22 protein-coding genes and 1 riboswitch are annotated in these 22356 nt (G+C 37.8%); of the genes, 14 read left to right on the top strand and 8 right to left on the bottom strand.

The genetic code is table 11. From position 1 onward, the window contains the following. The first annotated feature begins 39 nt into the window (after positions 1-39). The gene (gene fumC / locus SOI76_RS07360) at positions 40-1434 is read left to right on the top strand and encodes a class II fumarate hydratase (protein ID WP_104078842.1); all 1395 of its coding nucleotides are present in this window, start codon (positions 40-42) and stop codon (positions 1432-1434) included. A gap of 97 nt (positions 1435-1531) precedes the next feature. Here fumC and SOI76_RS07365 read toward each other — a convergent pair whose 3' ends face one another. Next, positions 1532-1825, bottom strand: a complete 294-nt coding sequence (locus SOI76_RS07365) for a hypothetical protein (protein ID WP_032006888.1) — start codon at positions 1823-1825, stop codon at positions 1532-1534. Between the two features lie 173 nt (positions 1826-1998). On the opposite strand from SOI76_RS07365, the gene SOI76_RS07370 reads away from it, so the two are divergent. After that, complete coding sequence (locus tag SOI76_RS07370) at positions 1999-2700, top strand: alpha/beta fold hydrolase (protein WP_104078841.1); 702 nt, start codon at positions 1999-2001, stop codon at positions 2698-2700. On the opposite strand, the gene SOI76_RS07375 is transcribed toward SOI76_RS07370, so the two are convergent. Beyond that, a complete protein-coding gene (locus tag SOI76_RS07375; protein ID WP_104078840.1) occupies positions 2695-2958 on the bottom strand; it encodes a hypothetical protein in 264 nt (87 codons plus the stop codon). The genes SOI76_RS07370 and SOI76_RS07375 overlap by 6 nt on opposite strands. A gap of 227 nt (positions 2959-3185) precedes the next feature. On the opposite strand from SOI76_RS07375, the gene SOI76_RS07380 reads away from it, so the two are divergent. From SOI76_RS07380 to SOI76_RS07390, 3 genes are all read left to right on the top strand, one after another. After that, positions 3186-3629: a BLUF domain-containing protein gene (locus tag SOI76_RS07380; protein ID WP_205668354.1), complete on the top strand. Its 444-nt coding sequence runs from the start codon at positions 3186-3188 to the stop codon at positions 3627-3629. A 241-nt stretch (positions 3630-3870) separates the two neighbouring features. Next, complete coding sequence (locus tag SOI76_RS07385) at positions 3871-4362, top strand: hypothetical protein (protein ID WP_104078838.1); 492 nt, start codon at positions 3871-3873, stop codon at positions 4360-4362. A gap of 149 nt (positions 4363-4511) precedes the next feature. Further along, positions 4512-4600, top strand: a riboswitch (glycine riboswitch). A gap of 176 nt (positions 4601-4776) precedes the next feature. Then, positions 4777-6021: a D-amino acid dehydrogenase gene (locus SOI76_RS07390; RefSeq protein WP_104078837.1), complete on the top strand. Its 1245-nt coding sequence runs from the start codon at positions 4777-4779 to the stop codon at positions 6019-6021. A gap of 44 nt (positions 6022-6065) precedes the next feature. Here SOI76_RS07390 and SOI76_RS07395 read toward each other — a convergent pair whose 3' ends face one another. Then, positions 6066-6710, bottom strand: coding sequence for a hypothetical protein (locus tag SOI76_RS07395; RefSeq protein ID WP_205668353.1), 645 nt, complete (start codon positions 6708-6710; stop codon positions 6066-6068). A 100-nt stretch (positions 6711-6810) separates the two neighbouring features. On the opposite strand from SOI76_RS07395, the gene ispF reads away from it, so the two are divergent. Continuing rightward, complete coding sequence (ispF, locus tag SOI76_RS07400; protein ID WP_002115651.1) at positions 6811-7302, top strand: 2-C-methyl-D-erythritol 2,4-cyclodiphosphate synthase; 492 nt, start codon at positions 6811-6813, stop codon at positions 7300-7302. Here the strand turns inward: ispF and SOI76_RS07405 are convergent. The 5 genes from SOI76_RS07405 to glnL form a co-directional block, all read right to left on the bottom strand. Beyond that, positions 7290-7814: a protein tyrosine phosphatase family protein gene (locus tag SOI76_RS07405; protein ID WP_057075210.1), complete on the bottom strand. Its 525-nt coding sequence runs from the start codon at positions 7812-7814 to the stop codon at positions 7290-7292. The two genes, ispF and SOI76_RS07405, sit on opposite strands and share 13 nt — an antisense overlap. 192 nt (positions 7815-8006) lie before the next feature. After that, positions 8007-8924 carry an ornithine carbamoyltransferase gene (gene argF / locus SOI76_RS07410; protein ID WP_016140724.1) on the bottom strand — a complete coding sequence of 306 codons (918 nt, stop codon included), beginning with the start codon at positions 8922-8924 and terminating at the stop codon, positions 8007-8009. A 112-nt stretch (positions 8925-9036) separates the two neighbouring features. Next, positions 9037-9690, bottom strand: coding sequence for a multidrug efflux transcriptional repressor AdeN (gene adeN / locus SOI76_RS07415; protein WP_057075211.1), 654 nt, complete (start codon positions 9688-9690; stop codon positions 9037-9039). 265 nt (positions 9691-9955) lie between these two features. After that, entirely contained in the window at positions 9956-11449 is a 1494-nt protein-coding gene (gene glnG / locus SOI76_RS07420) for a nitrogen regulation protein NR(I) (protein WP_002115702.1), read from the bottom strand. Then, the gene (gene glnL, locus SOI76_RS07425) at positions 11436-12545 is read right to left on the bottom strand and encodes a nitrogen regulation protein NR(II) (RefSeq protein ID WP_002115631.1); all 1110 of its coding nucleotides are present in this window, start codon (positions 12543-12545) and stop codon (positions 11436-11438) included. The genes glnG and glnL overlap by 14 nt, the downstream gene beginning before the upstream one ends. Before the next feature lie 341 nt (positions 12546-12886). Here glnL and rimO point away from each other — a divergent pair, with 341 nt between their 5' ends. From rimO to bamA, 8 genes are all read left to right on the top strand, one after another. Then, a complete protein-coding gene (rimO, locus tag SOI76_RS07435; RefSeq protein WP_002115588.1) occupies positions 12887-14230 on the top strand; it encodes a 30S ribosomal protein S12 methylthiotransferase RimO in 1344 nt (447 codons plus the stop codon). A 51-nt stretch (positions 14231-14281) separates the two neighbouring features. Then, positions 14282-15010, top strand: a complete 729-nt coding sequence (gene pyrH, locus SOI76_RS07440; RefSeq protein WP_000852257.1) for a UMP kinase — start codon at positions 14282-14284, stop codon at positions 15008-15010. Between the two features lie 85 nt (positions 15011-15095). Beyond that, on the top strand, positions 15096-15650 hold the full coding sequence (gene frr / locus SOI76_RS07445; RefSeq protein ID WP_016140729.1) for a ribosome recycling factor: 555 nt from the start codon (positions 15096-15098) through the stop codon (positions 15648-15650). A gap of 5 nt (positions 15651-15655) precedes the next feature. Beyond that, positions 15656-16408 carry a polyprenyl diphosphate synthase gene (gene uppS / locus SOI76_RS07450; RefSeq protein WP_016140730.1) on the top strand — a complete coding sequence of 251 codons (753 nt, stop codon included), beginning with the start codon at positions 15656-15658 and terminating at the stop codon, positions 16406-16408. Further along, positions 16408-17232 carry a phosphatidate cytidylyltransferase gene (gene cdsA, locus SOI76_RS07455; RefSeq protein ID WP_016140731.1) on the top strand — a complete coding sequence of 275 codons (825 nt, stop codon included), beginning with the start codon at positions 16408-16410 and terminating at the stop codon, positions 17230-17232. The genes uppS and cdsA overlap by 1 nt, the downstream gene beginning before the upstream one ends. Then, positions 17233-18429 carry a 1-deoxy-D-xylulose-5-phosphate reductoisomerase gene (gene ispC / locus SOI76_RS07460; RefSeq protein ID WP_104078835.1) on the top strand — a complete coding sequence of 399 codons (1197 nt, stop codon included), beginning with the start codon at positions 17233-17235 and terminating at the stop codon, positions 18427-18429. A gap of 1 nt (position 18430) precedes the next feature. Then, on the top strand, positions 18431-19786 hold the full coding sequence (gene rseP, locus SOI76_RS07465; RefSeq protein WP_104078834.1) for an RIP metalloprotease RseP: 1356 nt from the start codon (positions 18431-18433) through the stop codon (positions 19784-19786). A 36-nt stretch (positions 19787-19822) separates the two neighbouring features. Continuing rightward, positions 19823-22330: an outer membrane protein assembly factor BamA gene (gene bamA, locus SOI76_RS07470; RefSeq protein WP_205668352.1), complete on the top strand. Its 2508-nt coding sequence runs from the start codon at positions 19823-19825 to the stop codon at positions 22328-22330. The last annotated feature ends 26 nt before the right edge of the window (positions 22331-22356 follow it).

Genomic DNA, 22356 nt, shown 5'->3' on the forward strand with positions numbered 1-22356 from the left:
TCAGCCCGTGAGTTCTTTATTGAGATAACCGAGGTTTCTATGCAAACACGAATTGAACATGACACGATGGGTGAGATTGAAGTTCCAAATGAAGCATTGTGGGGAGCACAGACTCAACGCAGCTTACAGAACTTTAAAATTGGGCAAGAACGATTACCTCGTGCCATGATTCGAGCAATGGGTTTGGTCAAAAAGGCTGCTGCAATAACCAATGCTGAACTTGAACAATTACCGCAAGACTTGAGCCAATATATTGTGGGTGCAGCTGAAGAAGTCATTGATGGCAAGTGGGATTCACAGTTTCCTTTAGTTGTCTGGCAAACGGGTTCTGGTACGCAAAGTAATATGAACTGTAATGAAGTGATTGCCAATATTGCGAACCAGAAATTAGGGCAAGCCTTAGGGGCTCAAAAGCCAGTACATCCAAACGATCATGTCAATCGTGCTCAATCAACAAACGACTCATTTCCAACGGCCATTCACGTGGCAGCAAGTTTGCAAATTAATGAATTACTGATCCCTGCGGTCGAGCAACTTAAAGCGACTTTGCAAAAAAAATCTGATGAGTTCCAAGATATTGTCAAAATTGGCCGTACTCATTTGCAAGATGCCACGCCATTAACTTTAGGCCAAGAGTTTAGTGGCTATGTTTCTCAGCTTGAGCATGGATTGGTTCGATTACAACAGGCTTTAACTGGTTTATATGAATTGCCATTGGGTGGAACTGCTGTAGGGACTGGGTTAAATGCACATCCTAACTATGCAGTAAAAGCAGCCGCACAGCTTGCTCTACTTACAGGTTTACCTTTTGTAACTGCACCCAATAAATTTGAAGCTCTAGCAGGACGGGACGCCGCTGTTTTTGCATCAGGTGCATTAAAAACGTTGGCTGTAAGCTTAAACAAAATTGCGAATGATATTCGTTGGTTGGCAAGTGGTCCACGTTGTGGTTTTGGTGAAATCCGTATTCCAGAAAATGAACCTGGTTCAAGCATTATGCCGGGGAAAGTAAACCCAACACAAAGTGAAGCAATGACCATGGTGGTTGCACAAGTGCTTGGCAATGACACAACCATTAATGTGGCTGGTGCCTCAGGTAACTTTGAGTTAAACGTATTTATGCCTGTAATTGCTTATAACTTATTGCAATCTATTCAATTGCTTGGGGACGCTTGTAATAGCTTTAACGACCATTGTGCAGTAGGAATTGAGCCTAATCGCGATAAGATTGACCACTTCTTACATAACTCTCTCATGTTGGTCACAGCGTTAAATCCGGTAATTGGCTATGAAAATTCTGCAAAAGTTGCAAAGACTGCTTATAAAGAAAATAAAACGTTGAAGCAGGTCGCTGTTGAGCTTGGTTTGGTTACAGCGGAACAATTTGACGAAGTAGTTAAACCTGAAAAGATGGTTTCACCAAATAGTAAGTAATCACTAAAAACAATGTAAGCGTTAATGTTTATATAAAAGCCCTCATCTGAGGGCTTTTATAGGTAGAGACTAACTTATAGCTTGAGATCGGAAAATATCAAAGTAAGCCTTCTATATATTCCCAACCATGAGATTTCATAGTCTCAAACTTCTTTTTTAGCTCTTCTTTTTCGTAGTTATGAGGATCGCCTGCTAAAAGAACATGATACGAGTTAGTTTCTGGTTCTATAGTCACTTCAATAATTTCTACTGGTTGGATCACTCCACTCTCAGTTAGACCAGAGTCTATAAAACATATTCCTTTTACAGGAATAACAGTACAGTCATATTCTTTGGAAATAAAATAATTATTTGCTGAAGCGGAATACGTACGTGATGCTCTAACTTTCATGTGTACCTCCTTCAAGCGTAGAAAGGGAATGTTTTAGTCTGGCGTGCTTGTAGAGTTAATACTGTTTAATTTATATAGTGATTTTATTTTTTACTTCAATATTCTAATTATAGATTTTTTATTAGCATAAAATACTGTTAGCTATAATTTACAAGTAAGGTATTAAAAAAATTATGAATCAAAAGCCACTTTCAGTTGTTTTAATTCCTGGTTATATGCTTGACGAATCTCTGTGGAATGAAGTCATAAATGAGGTGCCTAAAGAGTGGAATATATCTCGAGCTACTTTAGAAGAAGGGCAAACAATCAAAGAGATTGCTCAGAATATTGCTAAAAATGCGCCTGAGAGCTTTGTACTAATTGGATTCTCACTTGGAGGATACATTGCGAGATCTATAGTGGAGCAATTTCCTGAAAAAGTTAAGGCACTTGTTTTAATAGCATCTTCATTACGTTCAGATACAGAAGAGCAGAAAAGTCAAAAGTTAACGGCGATTAAGCTTAACTCGGGGAAAAATTTCCATGGACTAAGTTCAATATCGATTGAAAAAACACTTCATCCATCGAATGTTCAGAATCGTGCTCTCGTAAAAAGAATCCAAGAGATGGGCAAGACTCTAGGTTACGAAGAGTTCGTTAAACAATCTATGTTAGATAGAAATTCTTATGATATGAGTAAGATCACATGCCCAACTTTAATTATTTCTGGTGCAGAGGACCAGCTGCGTTCTAAGGAAGAGGCGATAGAATTATTAGATCAGTTGCCACATGCAAAGCTTGAGATAATTAAAAATACGGGCCATATGATTCCGATTGAGCAGCCGAAGACATTGGTTTCAGTGATTTCAACTTGGTTAAGTACTTATCATTTATGAAGGCCTAACTTTTGTTTTCTTCGTTAAAATCTTAATAATTTTGTAAACTTGATTACCGAGTTTAATTTTTTGATGAATGGTTGCATGATCAAGCTGCTCCCATAACTCAAATGGGAAAAACTCTGAACTATGATCAAATATCCATAACCATTGGTAGCTATTATTAAGCGTACTTTTATCAAAACGGACATCTTGTACTTTGACAATCTTAAACTGTTTATGATGTTCGTCTTGAAGAATAATTTCATGGTTCTCCATTAGACATCCATCCATTAAATACAATGTTTAATTTTACTCAAATTAATACTATTTGATTAACTTGTTAGGTTGGCATTCATTTACAAAAGATTTCGAGTTGTAAAGTTTGTCATTTTCAAAATGAAAATAATCTTTACTTTTGAAATACAAGGTTTTAAATAGCTTACATTGTAAGAAGAGGAGGTAGATGTCAGAATGGACATTGAAATTTATCTTCGAGTATCGCTATGAGTTTAATAGGCTTTATGTATGCAAGTAAAACCAATAGTGAACATAGTCAAATAAAACAAGATTTAATTGATATTCTCACAGAAGCGGTCAAATTCAATTCACATAATGATATTACAGGAGTACTTTACTATGGTAATGGATACTTCTTGCAATATTTGGAAGGTGAGAAAGAACAGGTCGAATCGCTTTTTTATAATTTAATTTTAAAAGATTCGAGACACCAAAACTGCGAAATCATTTTTTCTGAATCATCCGAACAACGTTTATTTAAACATTGGAGCATGAAATTTGCTCCTATTAATACGAAAATAAAAGATTTCTTTCGCCATCATCATGTTGATGAGTTTAATCCATATTTGCTTAACACTACATCCATTCCAACTTTTATTGAATTGCTTGTAGATCAACCTAATCATAAAGTTGATCAATACCAAGTTTAATCAAAATTAGGAATGACATTGGGTTTTAAGTGTTCTGTTTAAATTTAAGCTCTCTTCGGAGAGCTTTTTATCACAAAGGCTGAAAGTTTCACTAATTAATAATGAATTGGCGTTGAATAAGCCGTCATAATTGTTAAAATGCCCACCTTATTCTGTTTTTATATTGTTTTTTGTTTTGCATTTGTTTTGCGAAGTTAGAGATAAAAATATTAAAAACAGCTGCTTAGTTAAGGACTTTTGAATGCTCTCTATTTATTTAACAGATACCCAGCAACATGTGCAATTTAATGATTATCCTAGTGATCAGCCGGTTAAGTTTCTGTTAAATCTTAAAAAGATTTTTCCAAGTACAGCGGACTTATTATTGCCAGTTTTACCTGAAGATAATGACCTAGAAAATGTAACTTGGGAATCAACCTCAAAAGATTTTGAAATCTTTAAAAAGCTATTAGCGGGATGGGGTGTTATTGAGCTTCGTTTAAATGCAATTACTGCTTACAAAGATAAAAACTTTGCAAATGAGTTAGTGAAACAAGCACAGGTAAAACGTAAGAAAACAGCCCAAAAGAACCACCAGCTTTCTTTAGTTGCACTTGATTATATTTTTATGCACGAAGTTCATGCATTAATTGATGCTGAATTGGTCACTATTGGTGAGAAATTCTACTTACCCACCTTGCGTGAGCAATGGAAGGGTACAGTTTCAGACCAAGTGCTCAACGGAAAACTATAATTTAAATGCAAAAGGTGAATTTATAAAAATTCACCTTTTTATTTTCTAATTAAATCAATATCTTATAATTTTAAGTTTGCTTATACAAAAGTTTACAAGAAAAGAATGCGTTTTTTTCAATGTGGCAGATACATTGCTTATATAAATACAAAATTATTGCGGGAGAGAGGTTCATTAAGAACCCGCCGAAGGAGCAACAAGCCCGGAAACTCTCAGGCAAAAGGACTGTAATAATTAAAAAATCTGGAGAGAAGCTTAGATTTATAAGAATGGAAAACAATAACTTATAAATTATAAACTCACCGAAGGGGAAGATCTAAACGTTAAAAGGTAACGTTGGGGTCGAAACTCTCAGGTACCAATGACAGATGGGCTGTACTGATGAAATGTTTTTGCATTTCTGAGGAGTCTGTTATGCCACATGTTATTGTGATAGGTGCGGGAATCACAGGGGTTACCTCTGCTTATGAATTATCGCAACTGGGTTATCAAGTCACAGTGATTGATCGACATTTATATCCTGCAATGGAAACATCCTTTGCCAATGGAGGGCAATTATCGGCTTGTAACGCTGAAGTATGGAACCAAAAAGCCACCGTGATTAAAGGCTTTAAATGGATGAGACAAAAAGATGCTCCTCTATTGTTAAACCCTTCATTTAGTTTGCATAAGTATAGTTGGCTAGTTGAATTTCTATCGCATATTAAAAACTATGAAGCAAATACGATCGAGACGGTGCGTTTGGCATTGCTTGCTCGTAAGCGTTTGTTTGAAGTTGCTGAAAAAGAGCAGCTTGAGTTTGATTTGGAGAAACGTGGAATCCTCCATATGTATCATAGTAAAGCTGACTATGAGATTGCTAAACAAGTTAATAACGTATTGAACAAAGGTACATTAGAGCGCTATTCGGTTTCACCTGATGAAATGAAAACAATAGAACCATCTTTGACGGGTGACTATTTCGGTGGTTACTACACGCCAAGTGATGCAACGGGGGATATTCATAAATATTCAACCTCTTTGGCTGAAAAGACTAAAGAATATGGCGTTCAATATAAGTTCGGCCTAGAAGTTATGGACATTAAGTGCAGCGCAGACAAAGTAGTCGTGACTTGTCAGCCAAGTGCGGAGCATCCTTATCTGGTTGAATCTGATCACATCCAACTTGAAGGTGATGTACTTGTGGTTTGTGGTGGTGTAGGGAGCTATCAACTTGCCGATATGATTGGTGAGCGAGTAAATGTGTATCCAGTAAAAGGTTATTCAATTACTGTGCAATTAAAAGATGAGCATAGCGTAAAGAATGCTCCTTGGGTGAGCTTACTAGATGAAAGTGCAAAAATTGTGACCTCTCGCTTAGGTAAAGATCGACTACGTGTAGCGGGGACTGCTGAGTTTAACGGCTATAACCGTGACATACGGGCTGATCGTATTCAACCATTAGTGAATTGGGTAAACCGTAATTTTGATATTTCAACAGAGCATGTGGTGCCTTGGGCAGGGTTAAGACCTATGATGCCGAATATGTTGCCAGTAGTGAAACAATCTAAACAACCTCGCGTTTTTTATAATACAGGGCATGGGCATTTAGGTTGGACTTTGTCTGCAGCAACCGCAGTTTTAGTCGGTCAGGATATTGCTCAAAAATATCCAGCGTAGAAAGTAAAAAGCCAGTGTTCAAACACTGGCTTTTATCTAAAGAGTTAGTCATATAAGCGGTAGATTCCGCTAAAACGCTCACAGCCTTTTTGCTGGGTTTTCACATTCAGTAAAGCTTTTTGGAAATTAAACTGATATTTACAGTTATGCTCATTGTCTAAAATTTCATTTTTTTCTTCAGGTGAACTATAAGCCATCAAAGAAATCGTTTGAGTTTCTTTGCGGTTATTTGGATTGCGGTATGCTATACCTTCAATCTTGATTTTATCTTTCGCGAGCTGATGGACCTGAATGTGTACAGGCTGTGCTGCTAGATGTCCATTCTCAAACTTAAGATAATGCTGGGTAAGCGTTTGCTTAAGCGATGCATAAAAATTTAAGTCATCAGTACGTAAATCAAACTGTTGTTGAATACATGTATTACTCTTGCATTGCTCAGTATGTTTAGACCATAACTTTTGTGTATCCTGTAAGAGCTGTAAGGGGGCATCAGTGACTAAATATGCAGAAAGATATTTATTATTGAGTTGCTTTCTCGATTCACTAAATGTTTTTGAACAGATTTTAAGCTCAGCTCCAGTATTGGAGCAGTCTATTGTTTCTGCAAAGACAAGAGGTGAACATAAACAGCTCAGTGTCACGACAAAACTTAATCTTTTCAATTGATTCATATCAGTATTAGACAGCATGATCGCTTATACTTTCAGTCTACTTTGCTAGGTGTACTATAGCGAAACAGAACGGCTGAATACAAGATTTCTTAAGTTTTTATGGAAGGTAATAATTTATATGGTTGCTCAGATTCGTATTGGACAAGGAATGGATGTACACGCCTTTGAAGAGGGGAACTTCGTTACATTGGCGGGTATTCAAATTCCACATACACATGGTTTGAAAGCGCATTCTGATGGTGACGTGGTACTTCATGCGCTATGTGATGCTTTATTAGGTGCTTTAGCACTTGGTGATATTGGACAACATTTTCCTGATACTGACCCAGAATACAAAGGCGCAGATAGCCGAGTATTGTTAAAGCATGTTTATCAATTAATCTTAGACCGTGGTTATCAGTTAAATAATGCCGATATTACGGTGGCTTGCGAGCGTCCAAAATTAGCTAAGCATAATCTTGAAATGCGTCAAAGCATTGCTGATGTTTTAAATGTCGATATTAATCAAATTAGTATTAAAGCAACGACAACCGAAAAACTTGGGTTTACCGGTCGTCAAGAAGGTATTTTGGCTACAGCGACTGTTTTAGTCTCTCATCACACCAAGTGATCGGCCTGCTGCAAAGACTGTTGAAGTTCTAAAGTTGCCTTACGGCCTTGTAGCTGTAAGGTAATACTATGAATGAGTCCAGTCCAAGTCTCATTAGGTTCCCAAATTTCGTGTAATAAATCTTGAGATGCAGGCATATCCATATTCATATAAAACTGTCTATAAACATACATAAGGCAACTTACGCGTTTATTTTTGGCGCAATGTATCCAAACAATTTCATTTTGCACTAAATGATCAATTAGATCTAAAACTAATAAGCACTGCTCAGCAGAAGGCATCTCCCAATCAATTGGAATATGAATATAATTTAAACCAAGGTCTAAACAAATACGGTCTTCATTCTCAAGATGATTTGAAGCATTAGTTAAAGCAAGGTTAATGACTGTGCTACAACCAAACTCTTTAATCAATTTTAGTTGTTCAGCAGAAGGCTGGGCCGAGCTAAATAAATGTTCATGAATAATCGAAAATGCGGGAATTTGAGATAATGATTGTTCAAGGGTTGTCATGATCGCACTCTACAAGAGTAGGCTTAGCTTATTGTGTAGAATGTTATACACGATTCTAGAGAATAGTTGAAATACAGCCTGCTTATATATTCGACAACGTTATCAAAATTTTAAAAATAATTAACTGGAAAAGTACAAGTCTTATAAAATAAAAAAACAGCATCATAAAGATGCTGTTTCCTATGTAAATACTTAAGCTTTTAGATTTTCATTCAATAAAAATTCGACTAAAGCTTTTTGAGCATGAAGACGATTTTCTGCCTCATCCCATACGACTGCATTTTTATGATCGAGCATGGTTTCAGAAATTTCCTCACCACGATGAGCAGGTAAGCAATGCATGAATAAACAGTCCGGGTGAGCAAGGCTCATTAATTTTTCGTTAACCTGAAAATCAGCAAAGGCCTTTTCACGAAGTTTTTGTTCTTCTTCTTGGCCCATGCTTGCCCATACATCTGTCACAATGAGATCAGCATTTACTGCTGCATCTTCTGCATTATCAAAAAGCTCAACACAATGACCAAACTCTGCTAAAAATTCAGGTTTAGGTTCATATCCTTTTGGCGATGCAATTTTGAGTTTGAAACCCATCATGTGTGCAGCTTCAATATATGAATTACACATATTATTACCATCACCAATCCAAGCAACGGTTTTGCCTTCAATGCTGCCGCGGTGTTCAATATAAGTTTGTAAGTCAGCAAGTAACTGGCATGGATGATGATCATCAGTTAAGCCGTTAATTACAGGAACTTTTGAGTAAGATGCAAAGCGTTCAACAATGTCATGACCAAAGGTACGAATCATCACAATATCAAGCATACTTGAAATTACACGTGCTGAGTCTTCGATTGGTTCGCCACGACCTAATTGTGTGTCACGAGGCGATAAGAAAATCGCACTGCCGCCAAATTGGTTAATACCTGCTTCAAAAGAGATACGTGTACGCGTACTAGATTTCTCAAAAATCATTCCCAATACTTTACCGACAAAAGGTTGGTAGACCTTATTGTCATGTTGCATTTTTTTAAGCTCGCTCGCGCGTTCTAAGATGCGATTAAGTTCTAGAGTGGATAGATCACGTAAAGTCAGGAAATGTCTTAGAGCCATGTAGCTACTCCATAATAATTGTTTTGAAATACAACAATTATCTGTTGTTGGCTGGGTGGATGTGGGAAAAAAGAAGTCTACTATACTATAAGCATTTTAAAATGCAAAAGAATTAGTCTTTATGATGGCCCTTTAAGAAAATATCTACACAATAATTAATATAATCAATGACTTCTTTCTCATCAGGAGGGAGTGGCATTCCCATAATCATACGCCATTCAATATCACGTAAAATTCCAAAATACATTAATGAAGAATAATCTGGAGATGCGCAAAAAATTTCTTCAGCTTGGTGAGAGAGTAAAAGTGCCTGAGCAATTGTGTTTTGTACATCTTGAGCGCACTTTTCATATAAGTATTGGCTCAAAGTTGCATTGCATTGGGTTTGCTCAATAACTAGACGTAAAAAAGCGATATGTTCAGGTTGAATAATATGAGTATAAAAACGAATAAGAGTTTGAACTAAATAATCGCGTAGAGAGGTTTGTGAGGGCTGAAATGGAATGCAAATATCTTTAAAGAACATTTCTCGTCGATAGTCGCAAATTGCTGTGAATAAACCATCTTTATTGCCAAAATACTTATATATTGAAGCTTTTGAGCCACCCGCATGATTCACAATGTCATCGAGTGAAACGGCATCATATCCTTTATCCAGAAACAGCTCGGTTGCGCTTAACAATAATGCTAAACGACGTTCAATACCGCGACGTGTTTGTGGTTTATCACATACTGAGTGATGTGACTCAAGGACTGGATCATGCATATAATTTCATAACAACGGTTAACTTTGCCTATCTAGTATAGCAAAACTAGCTTTAAGGATGGCTATTAGCTTTCTTTTAGGTTATCTGCTGAGCAGTAAGTGGTTAATTAATGAAATAAACTAATAGAAAATATAAGCTTAGATTAGGTTTTAGATAGGTATAATGATGTAACCTTATGTTTATTTAGAATTTAATTAAAAATTACTAATAAAAACAAAGCGGCTAAGAATGACTTAACCGCTCTGAACTTAACTCATAAGCTGTCTAGGCTTCAGTTTGAGTAACCTTGTGCTCATCTTCTTCGTCATCATCTGCAGAATCCATTCCAAGTTCTTTTAACTTGCGTGTTAAGGTATTGCGACCCCAACCCAATAATTCTGCTGCATGACGTTTGCGTCCACGTGTTTGTTGCAAAGCAGCATTAATTAACGTGCGTTCAAACATTGGTGTGGCAATATCTAAAATTTTCATTTCACCATTTTTAAGCTTTTGAATAGCCCATTGATTTAGTAGTTCATCCCAATGATGTAGAGAAATACGCTCAAAAGAAGGTGCCGGTTGACTAGAATCACTATTCTTTTGCAATGGAACTTGTTTGAGCTCAGAAGGTAAATCTTCTGGATAAACTTCGCGGCCAGTAATCATTACAGTTAGCCAGCGGCAAGTATTCTCAAGTTGTCGTACGTTACCCGGCCATGGTAACTGTTGCATGTAGTCCGTTGTTTCAGTGCGTAGAATTTTTGGACTTACGCCAAGTTCTTTACCTGCACGCGCAAGGAAATGCTGCGCAAGCATTGGAATATCTTCACTACGGTGGGCAAGCTTAGGAATGTGAATACGAATCACATTTAAGCGGTGATATAAGTCTTCACGGAAGCGACCTTCATTTACTAGCTTTTCTAAATCCTGATGTGTTGCTGCCACGATTCGAACATCAACTTTAACTGGAATGTGTCCACCTACACGATAGAACTCACCGTCAGCGAGTACGCGAAGCAATCGAGTCTGAGTTTCAAATGGCATATCACCAATTTCATCAAGGAATAACGTTCCGCCATTTGCCTGTTCAAAGCGGCCTTGATGCTGAGTATTTGCTCCTGTGAAAGCGCCTTTTTCATGACCAAATAACTCGGTTTCAATTAAGTCTTTTGGTATCGCAGCCATATTTAAAGCAATAAAAGGTTTGGCACGGCGTGGGGAATGCTTGTGCAAAGCATGAGCAACTAATTCTTTACCTGTACCCGATTCACCATTAATTAAAACGGTAATATGGGATTGAGACAAACGGCCGATAGCACGGAAAACCTCCTGCATTGCCGGAGATTCACCAATAATTTCTGTTGATTGAAGAGGTGAAGCAGTTTTCGTAGCTTCTTGTTGTTGTAGTTTGTTGATATGCAGAATCGCACGATTGACTAAAGCTAAAGCCTCATCAATGTCAAAAGGTTTTGGTAAATACTCAAATGCACCTGTTTGATAGCTTGATACAGCAGACTCTAAGTCAGAATGTGCTGTCATAATAATGACAGGTAAATCTGGATGAGTGTTTTTGACTTTAGATAAAAAAGTTAAACCATCAATTCCAGGCATGCGGATGTCAGTTAAGATGACATCGGGAGCATCATGGTGCAAACGTTCAAGCGCAGTTTGAGCTTCTTCAAAATTGGTAACATCAAAACCTTCCTCTTTAAAGGTCTTTTCCAATACCCATCGCATGGCGCGATCATCATCAATAACCCATATTTTATTTCGCGACACGGTCTGACTCCCAAGGTAAATATAAGCTAAAAATTGTTTTTCCAGGAACAGATTGGCATTCAATCATTCCGTTATGTTGATGCATAATATTCTGTGCAATACTCAGGCCAAGCCCAGTACCTTTTGCTCGTCCAGTAACCAATGGATAGAATACTGACTCCAAAATACTTTCAGGAATGCCTGGTCCATTGTCCTCTATGTCGACTCGCACTGTAGATCGATTTAGTACACCGTTAATTGTGACAAGACGTTGTATACGTGTACGTAGAATTAACTCCGGTTCGTGATCTATAAAAAATGCTTTGTTTTCTGTGATGGCTTGAATTGCATTTACACTAATGTTGAGCATGACTTGTATTAACTGATCACGATCAGCATTAACATCGGGTAAAGACAAATCATAATCCCGTATAATTTTAATTTTCTTCTTTGTCTGGTTGGCGATAAGTGAACGCACTCGCTCCAAAGGCTCGTGTACGTTAACATTTTCATAACTTGGGAGTTGTCTAGAACCCAACATAGTATCTGCCAAGTTAGTTAAACGATCTACTTCATTAATAATGACATCTGTAAATTCAGCATAACTCTTATCATTCAAACTGCGCGCGAGTAATTGAGTTGCACCACGAATACCTGCCAGTGGGTTCTTAATTTCGTGCGCAACGCCACGTACAAGCTGTCTGGCTACCTGATGTTGTTGTACCAGATTTTCTTCTTTAGAAATCTTTAACATACGATCAATCGGGTTGAGCTCAATCAAGAGTAATGGATGATAACTCTTACCTGCATTTAATTGAGACACCGTGTAATCAACATGAAGGTCTTTAAAGTTGACATTAATAACAGCTTCTCGACGTGTATAAGGTTGACCGGTTTTTATGGTGTTTAATAACGCTTCATGTGTATTAAAAGTATCATCAGGCGCATGAAGTAGGTTTAGAACGGGCTGTCCTGAAGCTCGAAGCAAACTAATATCAAATAGTGCTTCGCAGGCAGAATTTAAATAAAAAATATTTAAGTTACTATCGATCAATAAAATCGCAGTAGTTAGGTTGTCTACCAATAGGCGATAGTCGATAGGGTTGTGTTGATCCATTAGCGAATCGTTCCTGTCTTAAAATAGCGCAATGGCATCTTCTTGGTTATCGGATTTTCACCGTTATAGAACATGAACGATGCAAAATATACGCCAACTTTGTTTATGGGTTATTTTAAAGTTTTAAGGTATTTAAAAACGCGCTGAAATCGGTCTTTATGTCTATTGATAAAAACTGATGGCTTAAAAATAGATAATAACATGAACCAACTTGGTGCAAAGGTGAGTTTTGGTGCAAATGTTGGTCGTATTTTGGTGCATTACACAAAGAGTAGGCTTTCCACCTATGCTTGCGGCAAGAAAAGACATACAATACGCGCATTCAAGTGGAGCGCAGATTCATGAAGACCCCCAAAGTCGGTTTTGTTTCTTTAGGTTGTCCTAAGGCATTGGTAGATTCTGAACGAATTTTAACTCAGTTAAAGACTGAAGGTTATCAAGTTGCATCAGATTATGATGGTGCTGATTTAGTAGTTGTTAATACCTGTGGTTTTATTGAATCTGCGGTACAAGAGTCGCTAGATGCAATTGGCGAGGCCATGAGTGAAAATGGTCGAGTGATCGTTACCGGATGCTTAGGTAAAGACGAAGATAAAATTCGTCAAATGCATCCAAACGTTTTAAAGGTTACTGGTGCAGCAGCTTATCAAGATGTGATGGAAGCTGTACATGAATATGTACCGGCACCACCTAAACATAATCCGTTTGTTGATTTGGTTCCTGAGCAGGGAATTCGTTTAACCCCTAAACATTATGCTTACTTAAAAATATCTGAAGGCTGCAACCATCGTTGTACCTTCTGTATTATTCCAAGTATGCGTGGCGATCTTGTTTCTCGTCCAGTCGGAAGTGTACTGGAAGAAGCTGCTGCGCTTAAAAGAGCAGGCGTTAAAGAAATCTTGGTTATTTCTCAAGATACATCAGCTTATGGTGTGGATACCAAATACAAGCTTGATTTCTGGAATGGCCAACCTGTTAAAACAAAATTCTTTGATATGTGTGAAGCACTAGGCCAACTTGGCATCTGGGTGCGCTTACATTATGTTTATCCATATCCACATGTCGATGCAGTTATTGACTTAATGGCACAAGGTAAAATCCTGCCATATCTTGATATTCCATTCCAACATGCAAGCCCGCGTATTCTTAAGTTAATGAAGCGTCCGGCTCACAGTGAAAATACACTCGAAAAAATTAAATTGTGGCGTGAAAAATGCCCGGATCTTGTGATTCGTTCTACATTTGTAGTGGGTTTCCCAGGTGAAACTGAAGAAGATTTTCAAATATTGCTCGATTGGTTAGTTGAAGCTGAACTTGATCGTGTTGGCTGCTTTACCTACTCACCAGTAGAAGGCGCTACGGCAAATGATTTACCAGATCATGTGCCTGAAGAAATTAAGCAAGAGCGTTACGAGCGCTTTATGCAGGTGCAGCAACAAATTTCTGCTGCTAAGTTGCAAAAACGTATTGGTCAAACGATGACTGTATTAGTCGATAGTTTGGAAGATGAATATCCTGTTGCTGTTGCACGTTCTTATGCGGATGCTCCGGAAATTGACGGTAATGTCTTTGTAGAAGATATCGATAAGAGCACTATTCAACCAGGCGATATGTTGGAAGTCGAAATCACCGATGCGGATGAATACGACTTATTTGCAAAGTTAATTAAAATTAAGTCGGTTTAATCGATAACGATTCAAAAAAGCATTCAGTTTAAGAGGTTTTGGAGCAAACTCATGGCGGAAACAATTAGCCCCCGTTATTCACGCATTTTATTAAAACTATCTGGTGAGGCATTGTCAGGTAACAAAGACATGGGTATTGATGCCCAAGTTCTTGATCAAATGTCCCTTTCAATTGCTCACTTAGTTGGTTTGGGCGTGCAAGTGGGTATCGTTGTTGGTGGCGGTAACTTGTATCGTGGTAGCCAGTTGCAAAAAGATGGCTTGGTTGGTCGTGTTACTGGCGATCAAATGGGGATGCTTGCAACTGTAATGAACGGTTTGGCTATGCGTGATGCATTGGTTCGCCGTAATATCAGAACTCGTCTTATGTCTGCATTGCCAATTGGTACGGTGGTAGAATCTTATTCAAGTCGTGATGCGATTCGTCATTTGAGTCAGGGTGAAGTTTGTGTTTTTGTTGCTGGTACAGGAAATCCATTCTTTACAACTGATACAGCAGCATGCTTACGCGGAATTGAAATTGAAGCGAATTTAATTCTAAAAGCAACTAAAGTAGATGGCGTATATAATAAAGATCCAAGTAAATACGAAGATGCAGTTAAATACGATCATTTAACTTTTGATCAGGTATTAGACGAAAAGCTTGGTGTTATGGATTTGACAGCTATTTGTTTGTGTCGTGACCATAATGTGCCGCTACAAGTTTTTGATATGAATAAATCAGGTGCGCTATTGTCAGTGGTAATGGGCGAAAAAGAAGGTACACGCGTTACTAAATAATGTACGTGTTGTTGAAAGCTCTTTATACTAGCGCTAAATTAAATTTGTTAAATACATTCTTGAATAAATAAGTAAGGTAGATCATATGATTAACGATCTGAAAAAAGACAGCGAACAGCGTATGTTAAAAACTCTTGATTCTTTGGAACAAGGGTTTGCTAAAGTTCGTACCGGCCGTGCACACCCATCAATTTTAAATGGTGTGATGGTTCCTTACTACGGTTCTGATGTGCCTTTAAATCAAGTAGCAAACGTAGGTATTGAAGATTCTCGTACCCTTGTTGTTCAACCATTTGAACGTACTATGGTATCTGCTATTGATAAGGCAATCCGTGAAAGCGATCTTGGTTTAAACCCGATTACGGCAGATTCAATTCGTGTCCCTTTACCTGCATTAACTGAAGAAACACGTCGTGATATGCAAAAAGTTGCACGTAGTGAAGCTGAAAATGCAAAAGTTGCGATTCGTAATATTCGCCGTGATGTGTTAGGTGATATTAAAGCGCTATTGAAAGAAAAAGAAATTTCTGAAGATGATGAGCGTCGTGCAGGTGAGGATATTCAGAAAATTACAGACAAATATGTTGCAGAAGTAGACAAACGTCTTGCAGCGAAAGAAGCAGAATTGATGAAGGTCTAAATTTTATGACCGATTCAGAAGAGTATCATCTTCCTAAGCATGTTGCCATCATCATGGATGGCAACAACCGCTTTGCAAAAAAAAATCAAATGCAAAAAGGCGATGGACATCGAGAAGGTAAAAATGTTCTTGATCCTATCGTTGAACATTGTAAAAAAACGGGTATTCGTGCTTTAACGGTTTTTGCATTTTCAAGCGAAAATTGGAATCGACCACAATTTGAAGTCGATCTGCTTATGAAGCTTCTTGAAGAAACTATTCATGAGCAAATACCTCGCATGAAGAAATTCAATATTGCTTTGCGTTTTATCGGTGATCGTTCTCGATTACCTTCACACTTAGTTGCCTTAATGGAAGATGCAGAGCAACAGACAGCACATCATGACACTATGACCTTAACTATTGCCGTGAGCTATGGTGGGATGTGGGATATTGCAAATGCAGCAAAACAAGTTGCTGAAGCAGTTTCTCGTGGTGAATTTGGTGCTGATCAAATAAATGTTGATTTGTTCGAAAAATATGTCAGTCTAAACGATCTGCCAGCTGTGGACTTATTGATCCGTACAGGCGGAGATTATCGCATATCTAACTTTTTGTTATGGCAAGCAGCGTATGCGGAGCTGTATTTTACTGATACTTTATGGCCAGAATTTACAGTACAAGAATTCGATCATGCATTGAATGTTTTTTCAGGGCGTGAGCGTCGTTTTGGCAAAACATCTGAACAAATTCAGCAAGAGAAAATAGAGAATTTATAATGTTAGAGCGGATTGTTACCGCATTGGTACTTGTTGCAGTTGTTTTAGGCTGTATGTTTGCTACGCAATCACATTATCCAATGTTGGTTCTTATGATTGTAGCAGCAGGGGTTGCGGGGTATGAATGGTATAAATTAATGCCTCGTGAAACTGTAAATGCTGTAAAGCCTAAAGCTTGGTGCTACGGTCTGCTTGTTGCATTCGTTTCAGGTGTTGCCTTATTTTTCCATGATATTGCATTATTGTTGTGGTCTGCTTCAATTTTGACTTGGCTTGTAAGCGTTTATTGGGTCAAATCTTTTCCTGAATTTGATGGTTGGTATAACGCGACTTTGTATGTAATTGGCATAATTTTAGTCTGTGCTGCAGTAACTTCAATCTTTGTTGTGTGGCAAAGTTCACCATGGTGGTTAATGTATCTGTTCTTGCTCGTGTGGGGTGCAGATAGTGGTGCTTACTTTGTTGGACGTAAATTTGGTAAAAGAAAGTTAGCGCCAACCGTAAGTCCGAACAAATCAGTAGAAGGATTATATGGTGGTATTATCACTACTATATTGGTTATGTTGGTTGTGCAATATAATTATTTAAATTTAACTCTAATCCAGCAAATTCTATTTCTTATATTGTCACTCATTACAGTATTTGGTTCAGTTTTGGGTGATTTATTTGAGTCAATGATTAAACGACGTGCTGGTATTAAAGATTCTGGACGCGTGCTACCTGGTCATGGTGGTGTCTTGGATCGTATTGATTCTTTACTTGCTGCAGCCCCGATTTTTGCAACGGGAATGTATATATTAAAACTTATTGGTGTAGATTTATAAATGACACAATCTGTTTGCATATTGGGCGTAACCGGTTCCATTGGGCAAAGTACCTTAAAAATTTTAAATCAACATCCTGATAAGTATTCAGTATTTGCAGTTTCGGCTCATAGTCGAATTTCTGAATTGGTTGATATATGTAAACAATTTCAACCAAAAGTTGTAGTTGTTCCAAAGCAAAAAGTTGATGAATTAGCAGCCTTATTTGTAGAAAATGAATTACAAAATATTGAGATTTTGACTGATCAGGAAGGGTTGATAAGTATCGCATCTCACCCTGATGTTGATGTAGTTATGGCTGCGATTGTTGGTGCAGCGGGTTTATTGCCAACATTAGCGGCTGTAAAAGCTGGTAAACGCGTTTTGCTAGCTAATAAAGAAGCTTTGGTAATGTCTGGTGAAATCATGATGCAAGCAGCACGTGATCATCAAGCATTATTGTTACCAGTAGATTCAGAACATAACGCTATTTTCCAATCATTACCTCATAATTATTTAGAGGCTGAAAGAAATGGACAACCGCAACAGGGCGTATCAAGAATCTTATTGACCGCTTCAGGTGGCCCATTTTTAAATCATTCATTAGAACAATTAGAGAAAGTTACACCACAGCAAGCCTGTAAACATCCGAACTGGTCTATGGGGCAAAAAATCTCAGTTGACTCAGCTACTCTTATGAATAAAGGGTTAGAGTTGATCGAGGCATGTCATTTGTTTTCAATATCTGAACATTTTGTTACAGTTGTTGTTCATCCACAAAGTATTATTCATTCTATGGTGCAATATGTTGACGGTTCAACATTGGCTCAAATGGGTAATCCAGACATGTGTACACCGATTGCTCATGCATTAGCATGGCCAGAACGTTTACAGACTAATGTTCCTGCTTTAGATTTATTTGAGTATTCTCAGCTTAATTTTCAAGCACCGGATATCCAGAAATTTCCAGCACTGGATTTAGCCCGTCAGGCAATGCGTGCGGGAGGGCTGGCACCTACTATTTTAAATGCTGCAAATGAGGTTGCCGTTGCTGCATTTTTAAAGGAACAGATTGGATTTACAAATATCCCACAAGTGGTAGAGCATACTTTGCAAAAATTGGAAAACTCAGTTGCTGATAATATCGAGTCTATTTTGAATAAAGATGAAGTAGCACGACATGTAGCACAGCAGTATATATCAAGTATAGGAGGCTGAAATGAGCGCATTATTTATGATTGCAGCAGCAGCTCTCTTGCTCGGTCCATTAATTGCAATTCATGAGTTCGGTCATTATTGGGTGGCACGAAAACTTGGTGTTAAGGTTCTAGTTTATTCTATTGGTTTTGGTCCGACATTACTTAAGTGGACATCAAAAAAATCTGGAATTAAATATCAACTTTCAGCTTTACCTTTAGGCGGTTACGTAAAAATGCTCGATGAGCGAGAAGGTAATGTAGCCGAGCAAGATTTACCTTATGCATTTAACCGTCAAAATCCATGGAAACGTATAGCAATTGTTGCGGCCGGACCTTTAATTAATTTGATTTTTGCTGTTTTACTTTTCTGGATTCTATTTTTACCAGCACAAGAACAACTAAATACGAGAGTAGGTAAAGTTATACCAAACTCGCCAGCAGCAACTGCCCAACTGCAAGTCGGTGACAAGATTATTGCTGTTGATGGAAAGGAAACGCAAACTTGGGAAAAACTTAACTTTGCTTTGATTGACCGTGTAGGTGAAACCGGTAGTCTAAATCTTGATGTAGATCGTGCAGGCGCTGAAAAAAATATTGTTTTGCCTATTAAAGACTTTTTAAAAAATCAGAATGAATCAGCTTTAGATGTATTAGGCTTTTTACCATATCGTCCTGTTATTCCAGCTGTTGTAACCGAGTTGACTACAGATGGAGCAGCAATTCGACAAGGAATGAAAGTCGGTGATCGTATTGTATCCATTAATGGTCAAGCGATGAAAGACTGGTTTGATGTTGTTGAAGTTGTACAACACTCACCAGAAAAGTTACTTAGTATTGATGTGTTGCGTAATGGTCAACTTGTTCATTTGCAAGTCATGCCTCAAGGAAAGCGTGACAATATGGGGCAAGTGAGCGGTGTCTTAGGCGTAAAAAGTGATGCAGGAAAAATTACAATTCCTGACGAATATAAGCAAACAATTCAATATACTCCAATACAAGCTTTCGAGATGTCGTTAGATAAGACTGGTCAAATCTCTAGCATGATATTGAGTTCGATAGTAAAAATGGTTAAGGGTTTAATTGGCTTAGAGAATCTTTCTGGACCAATTACAATCGCGAAAGTGGCAGGACAAAGTGCAGAAATGGGATGGCAGACTTTTATCTCATTTATGGCTTTAATGAGTGTAAGTCTTGGAATTTTAAATTTATTGCCAATTCCAATGCTAGATGGTGGACATCTCGTTTATTACATTATTGAGGCTATTCGTGGTAAGCCTGTTTCTGAACAAATACAAATGTTTGGTCTAAAAATTGGTATGGTACTGCTCGGTAGTATGATGCTTTTAGCTTTATTTAACGATTTTATGCGTTTGTAAACGTATATGGATTTATAACTTACTGGAAAAACTGGCATGCGGCACACACATTTTTTAATGCCTTTGGCACTTGTTAGCGCTATGGCAGCGGTACAACAAGCATATGCAGCTGATGATTTCGTTGTTCGAGATATTCGTATAGATGGATTGGTCCGTCTAACTCCTGCAAATGTTTCTACCATGTTGCCAATCAACAGTGGCGATCGCGTTAATGAACCGATGATCGCAGAAGCAATTCGAACATTGTATGCCACTGGACTTTTTGACGATATTAAAGCATCAAGAGACAACGATACTTTAGTTTTTAATGTCGTAGAGCGCCCAATTATTTCAAAGCTTGAATTTAAGGGTAATAAACTTATTCCTAAAGAGGCTTTAGAGCAAGGCCTCAAAAAAATGGGCATTGCTGAAGGCGAAGTTTTTAAGAAGTCAGCTTTACAAACAATTGAAACTGAATTAGAGCAGCAATATACTCAGCAAGGCCGTTATGATGCTGATGTAACTGTTGATACGATAGCTCGTCCAAATAACCGTGTTGAACTTAAATTAAATTTTAATGAAGGTACGGCTGCTAAAGTTTTTAATATCAATATTATTGGTAATACTGTTTTCAAAGACAGCGAAATTAAACAAGCTTTCGCAGTTAAAGAAAGTGGCTGGGCTTCTGTTGTAACCCGTAACGACCGTTATGCTAGAGAGAAAATGGCAGCGAGCCTTGAAGCTTTGCGTGCCATGTATCTGAATAAAGGTTATATCAATTTTCATATCAATAACTCACAGCTTAATATTAGTGAAGATAAAAAGAATATCTTTATTGAAGTTGCTGTAGAGGAAGGTAATCAGTTCAAATTTGGTCAAACCAAGTTTTTAGGTGACGCACTTTATAAACCTGAAGAACTGCAAGCTTTAAAAATCTATAAAGATGGCGATACTTATTCACAAGAAAAAGTAAATGCTGTTAAGCAATTGTTATTGCGTAAATATGGTAATGCTGGTTATTACTTTGCAGATGTGAACGTTGTTCCGCAAATTAATAATGAAACGGGCGTTGTTGATTTAAATTACTATGTAAACCCAGGTCAGCAAGTAACCGTACGTCGCATTAACTTTACAGGTAACAGTAAAACTGCCGATGAAGTATTACGTCGTGAAATGCGTCAAATGGAAGGCGCTTTAGCGAGTAATGAAAAAATTGATCTGTCTAAAGTTCGTTTAGAGCGTACAGGGTTCTTTAAAACAGTTGATATTAAACCGGCTCGTATTCCAAACTCACCAGATCAGGTGGATTTAAACGTAAATGTTGAAGAACAACACTCGGGAACTACAACATTAGCTGTAGGTTACTCGCAAAGTGGCGGTATCACATTCCAAGCAGGTTTGAGTCAAACTAACTTTATGGGAACAGGTAATCGTGTTTCGATCGATTTATCTCGCTCTGAAACTCAAGACTACTATAATTTAAGTGTTACCGACCCTTACTTTACGATTGATGGGGTAAGCCGCGGTTATAATGTTTACTATCGTAAAACAAAGTTAAATGATGACTATAACGTTAATAACTATGTTACCGATAGTTTTGGCGGCAGTTTAAGTTTTGGTTATCCAATTGATGAAAATCAAAGTTTAAGTGCCTCAGTTGGTATTGATAATACTAAAGTAACGACTGGTCCTTATGTCTCTACTTATGTGCGTGATTATTTGTTAGCAAATGGTGGTAAAGCAACAAGTAAGGGTTCATATTGTCCAACCTTAAATGGTGAGTCGCAGTATGATACCGAGAAGGGGGAATGTAAGGTCCGAGAAGAACAATATGATAACGCGTTTGAGGGTGAGTTCTTTACATATAACTTAAATTTAGGTTGGTCATACAATACCTTAAACCGTCCTATTTTCCCTACTTCAGGTATGTCACATCGTGTAGGTCTTGAAATTGGTTTGCCAGGTAGTGATGTTGACTATCAAAAAGCAACTTATGATGCACAGGCATTCTGGCCAATTAGTAATACTGGTTTCGTATTACGTGGTTACGGTAAACTTGGCTATGGTAATGATTTACCATTCTATAAAAACTTCTATGCAGGTGGTTATGGTTCTGTGCGTGGTTATGACAACAGTACCTTGGGTCCTAAGTATGCAAGTGTAAATTTACAAGAAACAAAAACTAATGACCCTTCTCCAGAAGAAGTTGGAGGTAATGCTTTAGTTCAGTTTGGTACAGAGCTTGCTTTACCGTTACCTTTCAAAGGGGACTGGACTCGCCAAGTACGACCAGTCATTTTTGCTGAAGGTGGTCAGGTATTTGATACTAAATGTGATGTTGGCTCCTATTCTATGATTATGAATGGTCAACAAATTGCAGATGCTAAAAAGTACTGTGAAGATAACTACGGTTTTGATTTAGGCAATATGCGTTATAGCGTAGGTGTAGGATTTACATGGATCACTATGATTGGACCATTATCTCTTAGCTATGCATTCCCGTTAAATGATAAGCCTGGTGACGAAACTAAAGAGATTCAGTTTGAAATCGGTCGTACTTTCTAAGTGCGACTTGACTAAACAATCAAATA

Source organism: Acinetobacter pittii (assembly GCF_034064985.1).
GTDB lineage: Bacteria > Pseudomonadota > Gammaproteobacteria > Pseudomonadales > Moraxellaceae > Acinetobacter > Acinetobacter pittii_H.

Excerpts from the sequence above, each read along its gene's own strand:
- SOI76_RS07405 (WP_057075210.1), bottom strand. The coding sequence starts at position 7,814 with ATGACAACCCTTGAACAATCATTATCTCAAATTCCCGCATTTTCGATT.
- ispC (WP_104078835.1), top strand. The coding sequence starts at position 17,233 with ATGACACAATCTGTTTGCATATTGGGCGTAACCGGTTCCATTGGGCAA.
- rseP (WP_104078834.1), top strand. The coding sequence starts at position 18,431 with ATGAGCGCATTATTTATGATTGCAGCAGCAGCTCTCTTGCTCGGTCCA.
- argF (WP_016140724.1), bottom strand. The coding sequence starts at position 8,924 with ATGGCTCTAAGACATTTCCTGACTTTACGTGATCTATCCACTCTAGAA.
- ispF (WP_002115651.1), top strand. The coding sequence starts at position 6,811 with ATGGTTGCTCAGATTCGTATTGGACAAGGAATGGATGTACACGCCTTT.
- adeN (WP_057075211.1), bottom strand. The coding sequence starts at position 9,690 with ATGCATGATCCAGTCCTTGAGTCACATCACTCAGTATGTGATAAACCA.
- SOI76_RS07380 (WP_205668354.1), top strand. The coding sequence starts at position 3,186 with ATGAGTTTAATAGGCTTTATGTATGCAAGTAAAACCAATAGTGAACAT.
- frr (WP_016140729.1), top strand. The coding sequence starts at position 15,096 with ATGATTAACGATCTGAAAAAAGACAGCGAACAGCGTATGTTAAAAACT.
- SOI76_RS07390 (WP_104078837.1), top strand. The coding sequence starts at position 4,777 with ATGCCACATGTTATTGTGATAGGTGCGGGAATCACAGGGGTTACCTCT.
- rimO (WP_002115588.1), top strand. The coding sequence starts at position 12,887 with ATGAAGACCCCCAAAGTCGGTTTTGTTTCTTTAGGTTGTCCTAAGGCA.
- cdsA (WP_016140731.1), top strand. The coding sequence starts at position 16,408 with ATGTTAGAGCGGATTGTTACCGCATTGGTACTTGTTGCAGTTGTTTTA.
- bamA (WP_205668352.1), top strand. The coding sequence starts at position 19,823 with ATGCGGCACACACATTTTTTAATGCCTTTGGCACTTGTTAGCGCTATG.
- SOI76_RS07370 (WP_104078841.1), top strand. The coding sequence starts at position 1,999 with ATGAATCAAAAGCCACTTTCAGTTGTTTTAATTCCTGGTTATATGCTT.
- SOI76_RS07365 (WP_032006888.1), bottom strand. The coding sequence starts at position 1,825 with ATGAAAGTTAGAGCATCACGTACGTATTCCGCTTCAGCAAATAATTAT.
- SOI76_RS07375 (WP_104078840.1), bottom strand. The coding sequence starts at position 2,958 with ATGGAGAACCATGAAATTATTCTTCAAGACGAACATCATAAACAGTTT.
- glnL (WP_002115631.1), bottom strand. The coding sequence starts at position 12,545 with ATGGATCAACACAACCCTATCGACTATCGCCTATTGGTAGACAACCTA.
- fumC (WP_104078842.1), top strand. The coding sequence starts at position 40 with ATGCAAACACGAATTGAACATGACACGATGGGTGAGATTGAAGTTCCA.
- pyrH (WP_000852257.1), top strand. The coding sequence starts at position 14,282 with ATGGCGGAAACAATTAGCCCCCGTTATTCACGCATTTTATTAAAACTA.
- uppS (WP_016140730.1), top strand. The coding sequence starts at position 15,656 with ATGACCGATTCAGAAGAGTATCATCTTCCTAAGCATGTTGCCATCATC.
- SOI76_RS07395 (WP_205668353.1), bottom strand. The coding sequence starts at position 6,710 with ATGCTGTCTAATACTGATATGAATCAATTGAAAAGATTAAGTTTTGTC.
- SOI76_RS07385 (WP_104078838.1), top strand. The coding sequence starts at position 3,871 with ATGCTCTCTATTTATTTAACAGATACCCAGCAACATGTGCAATTTAAT.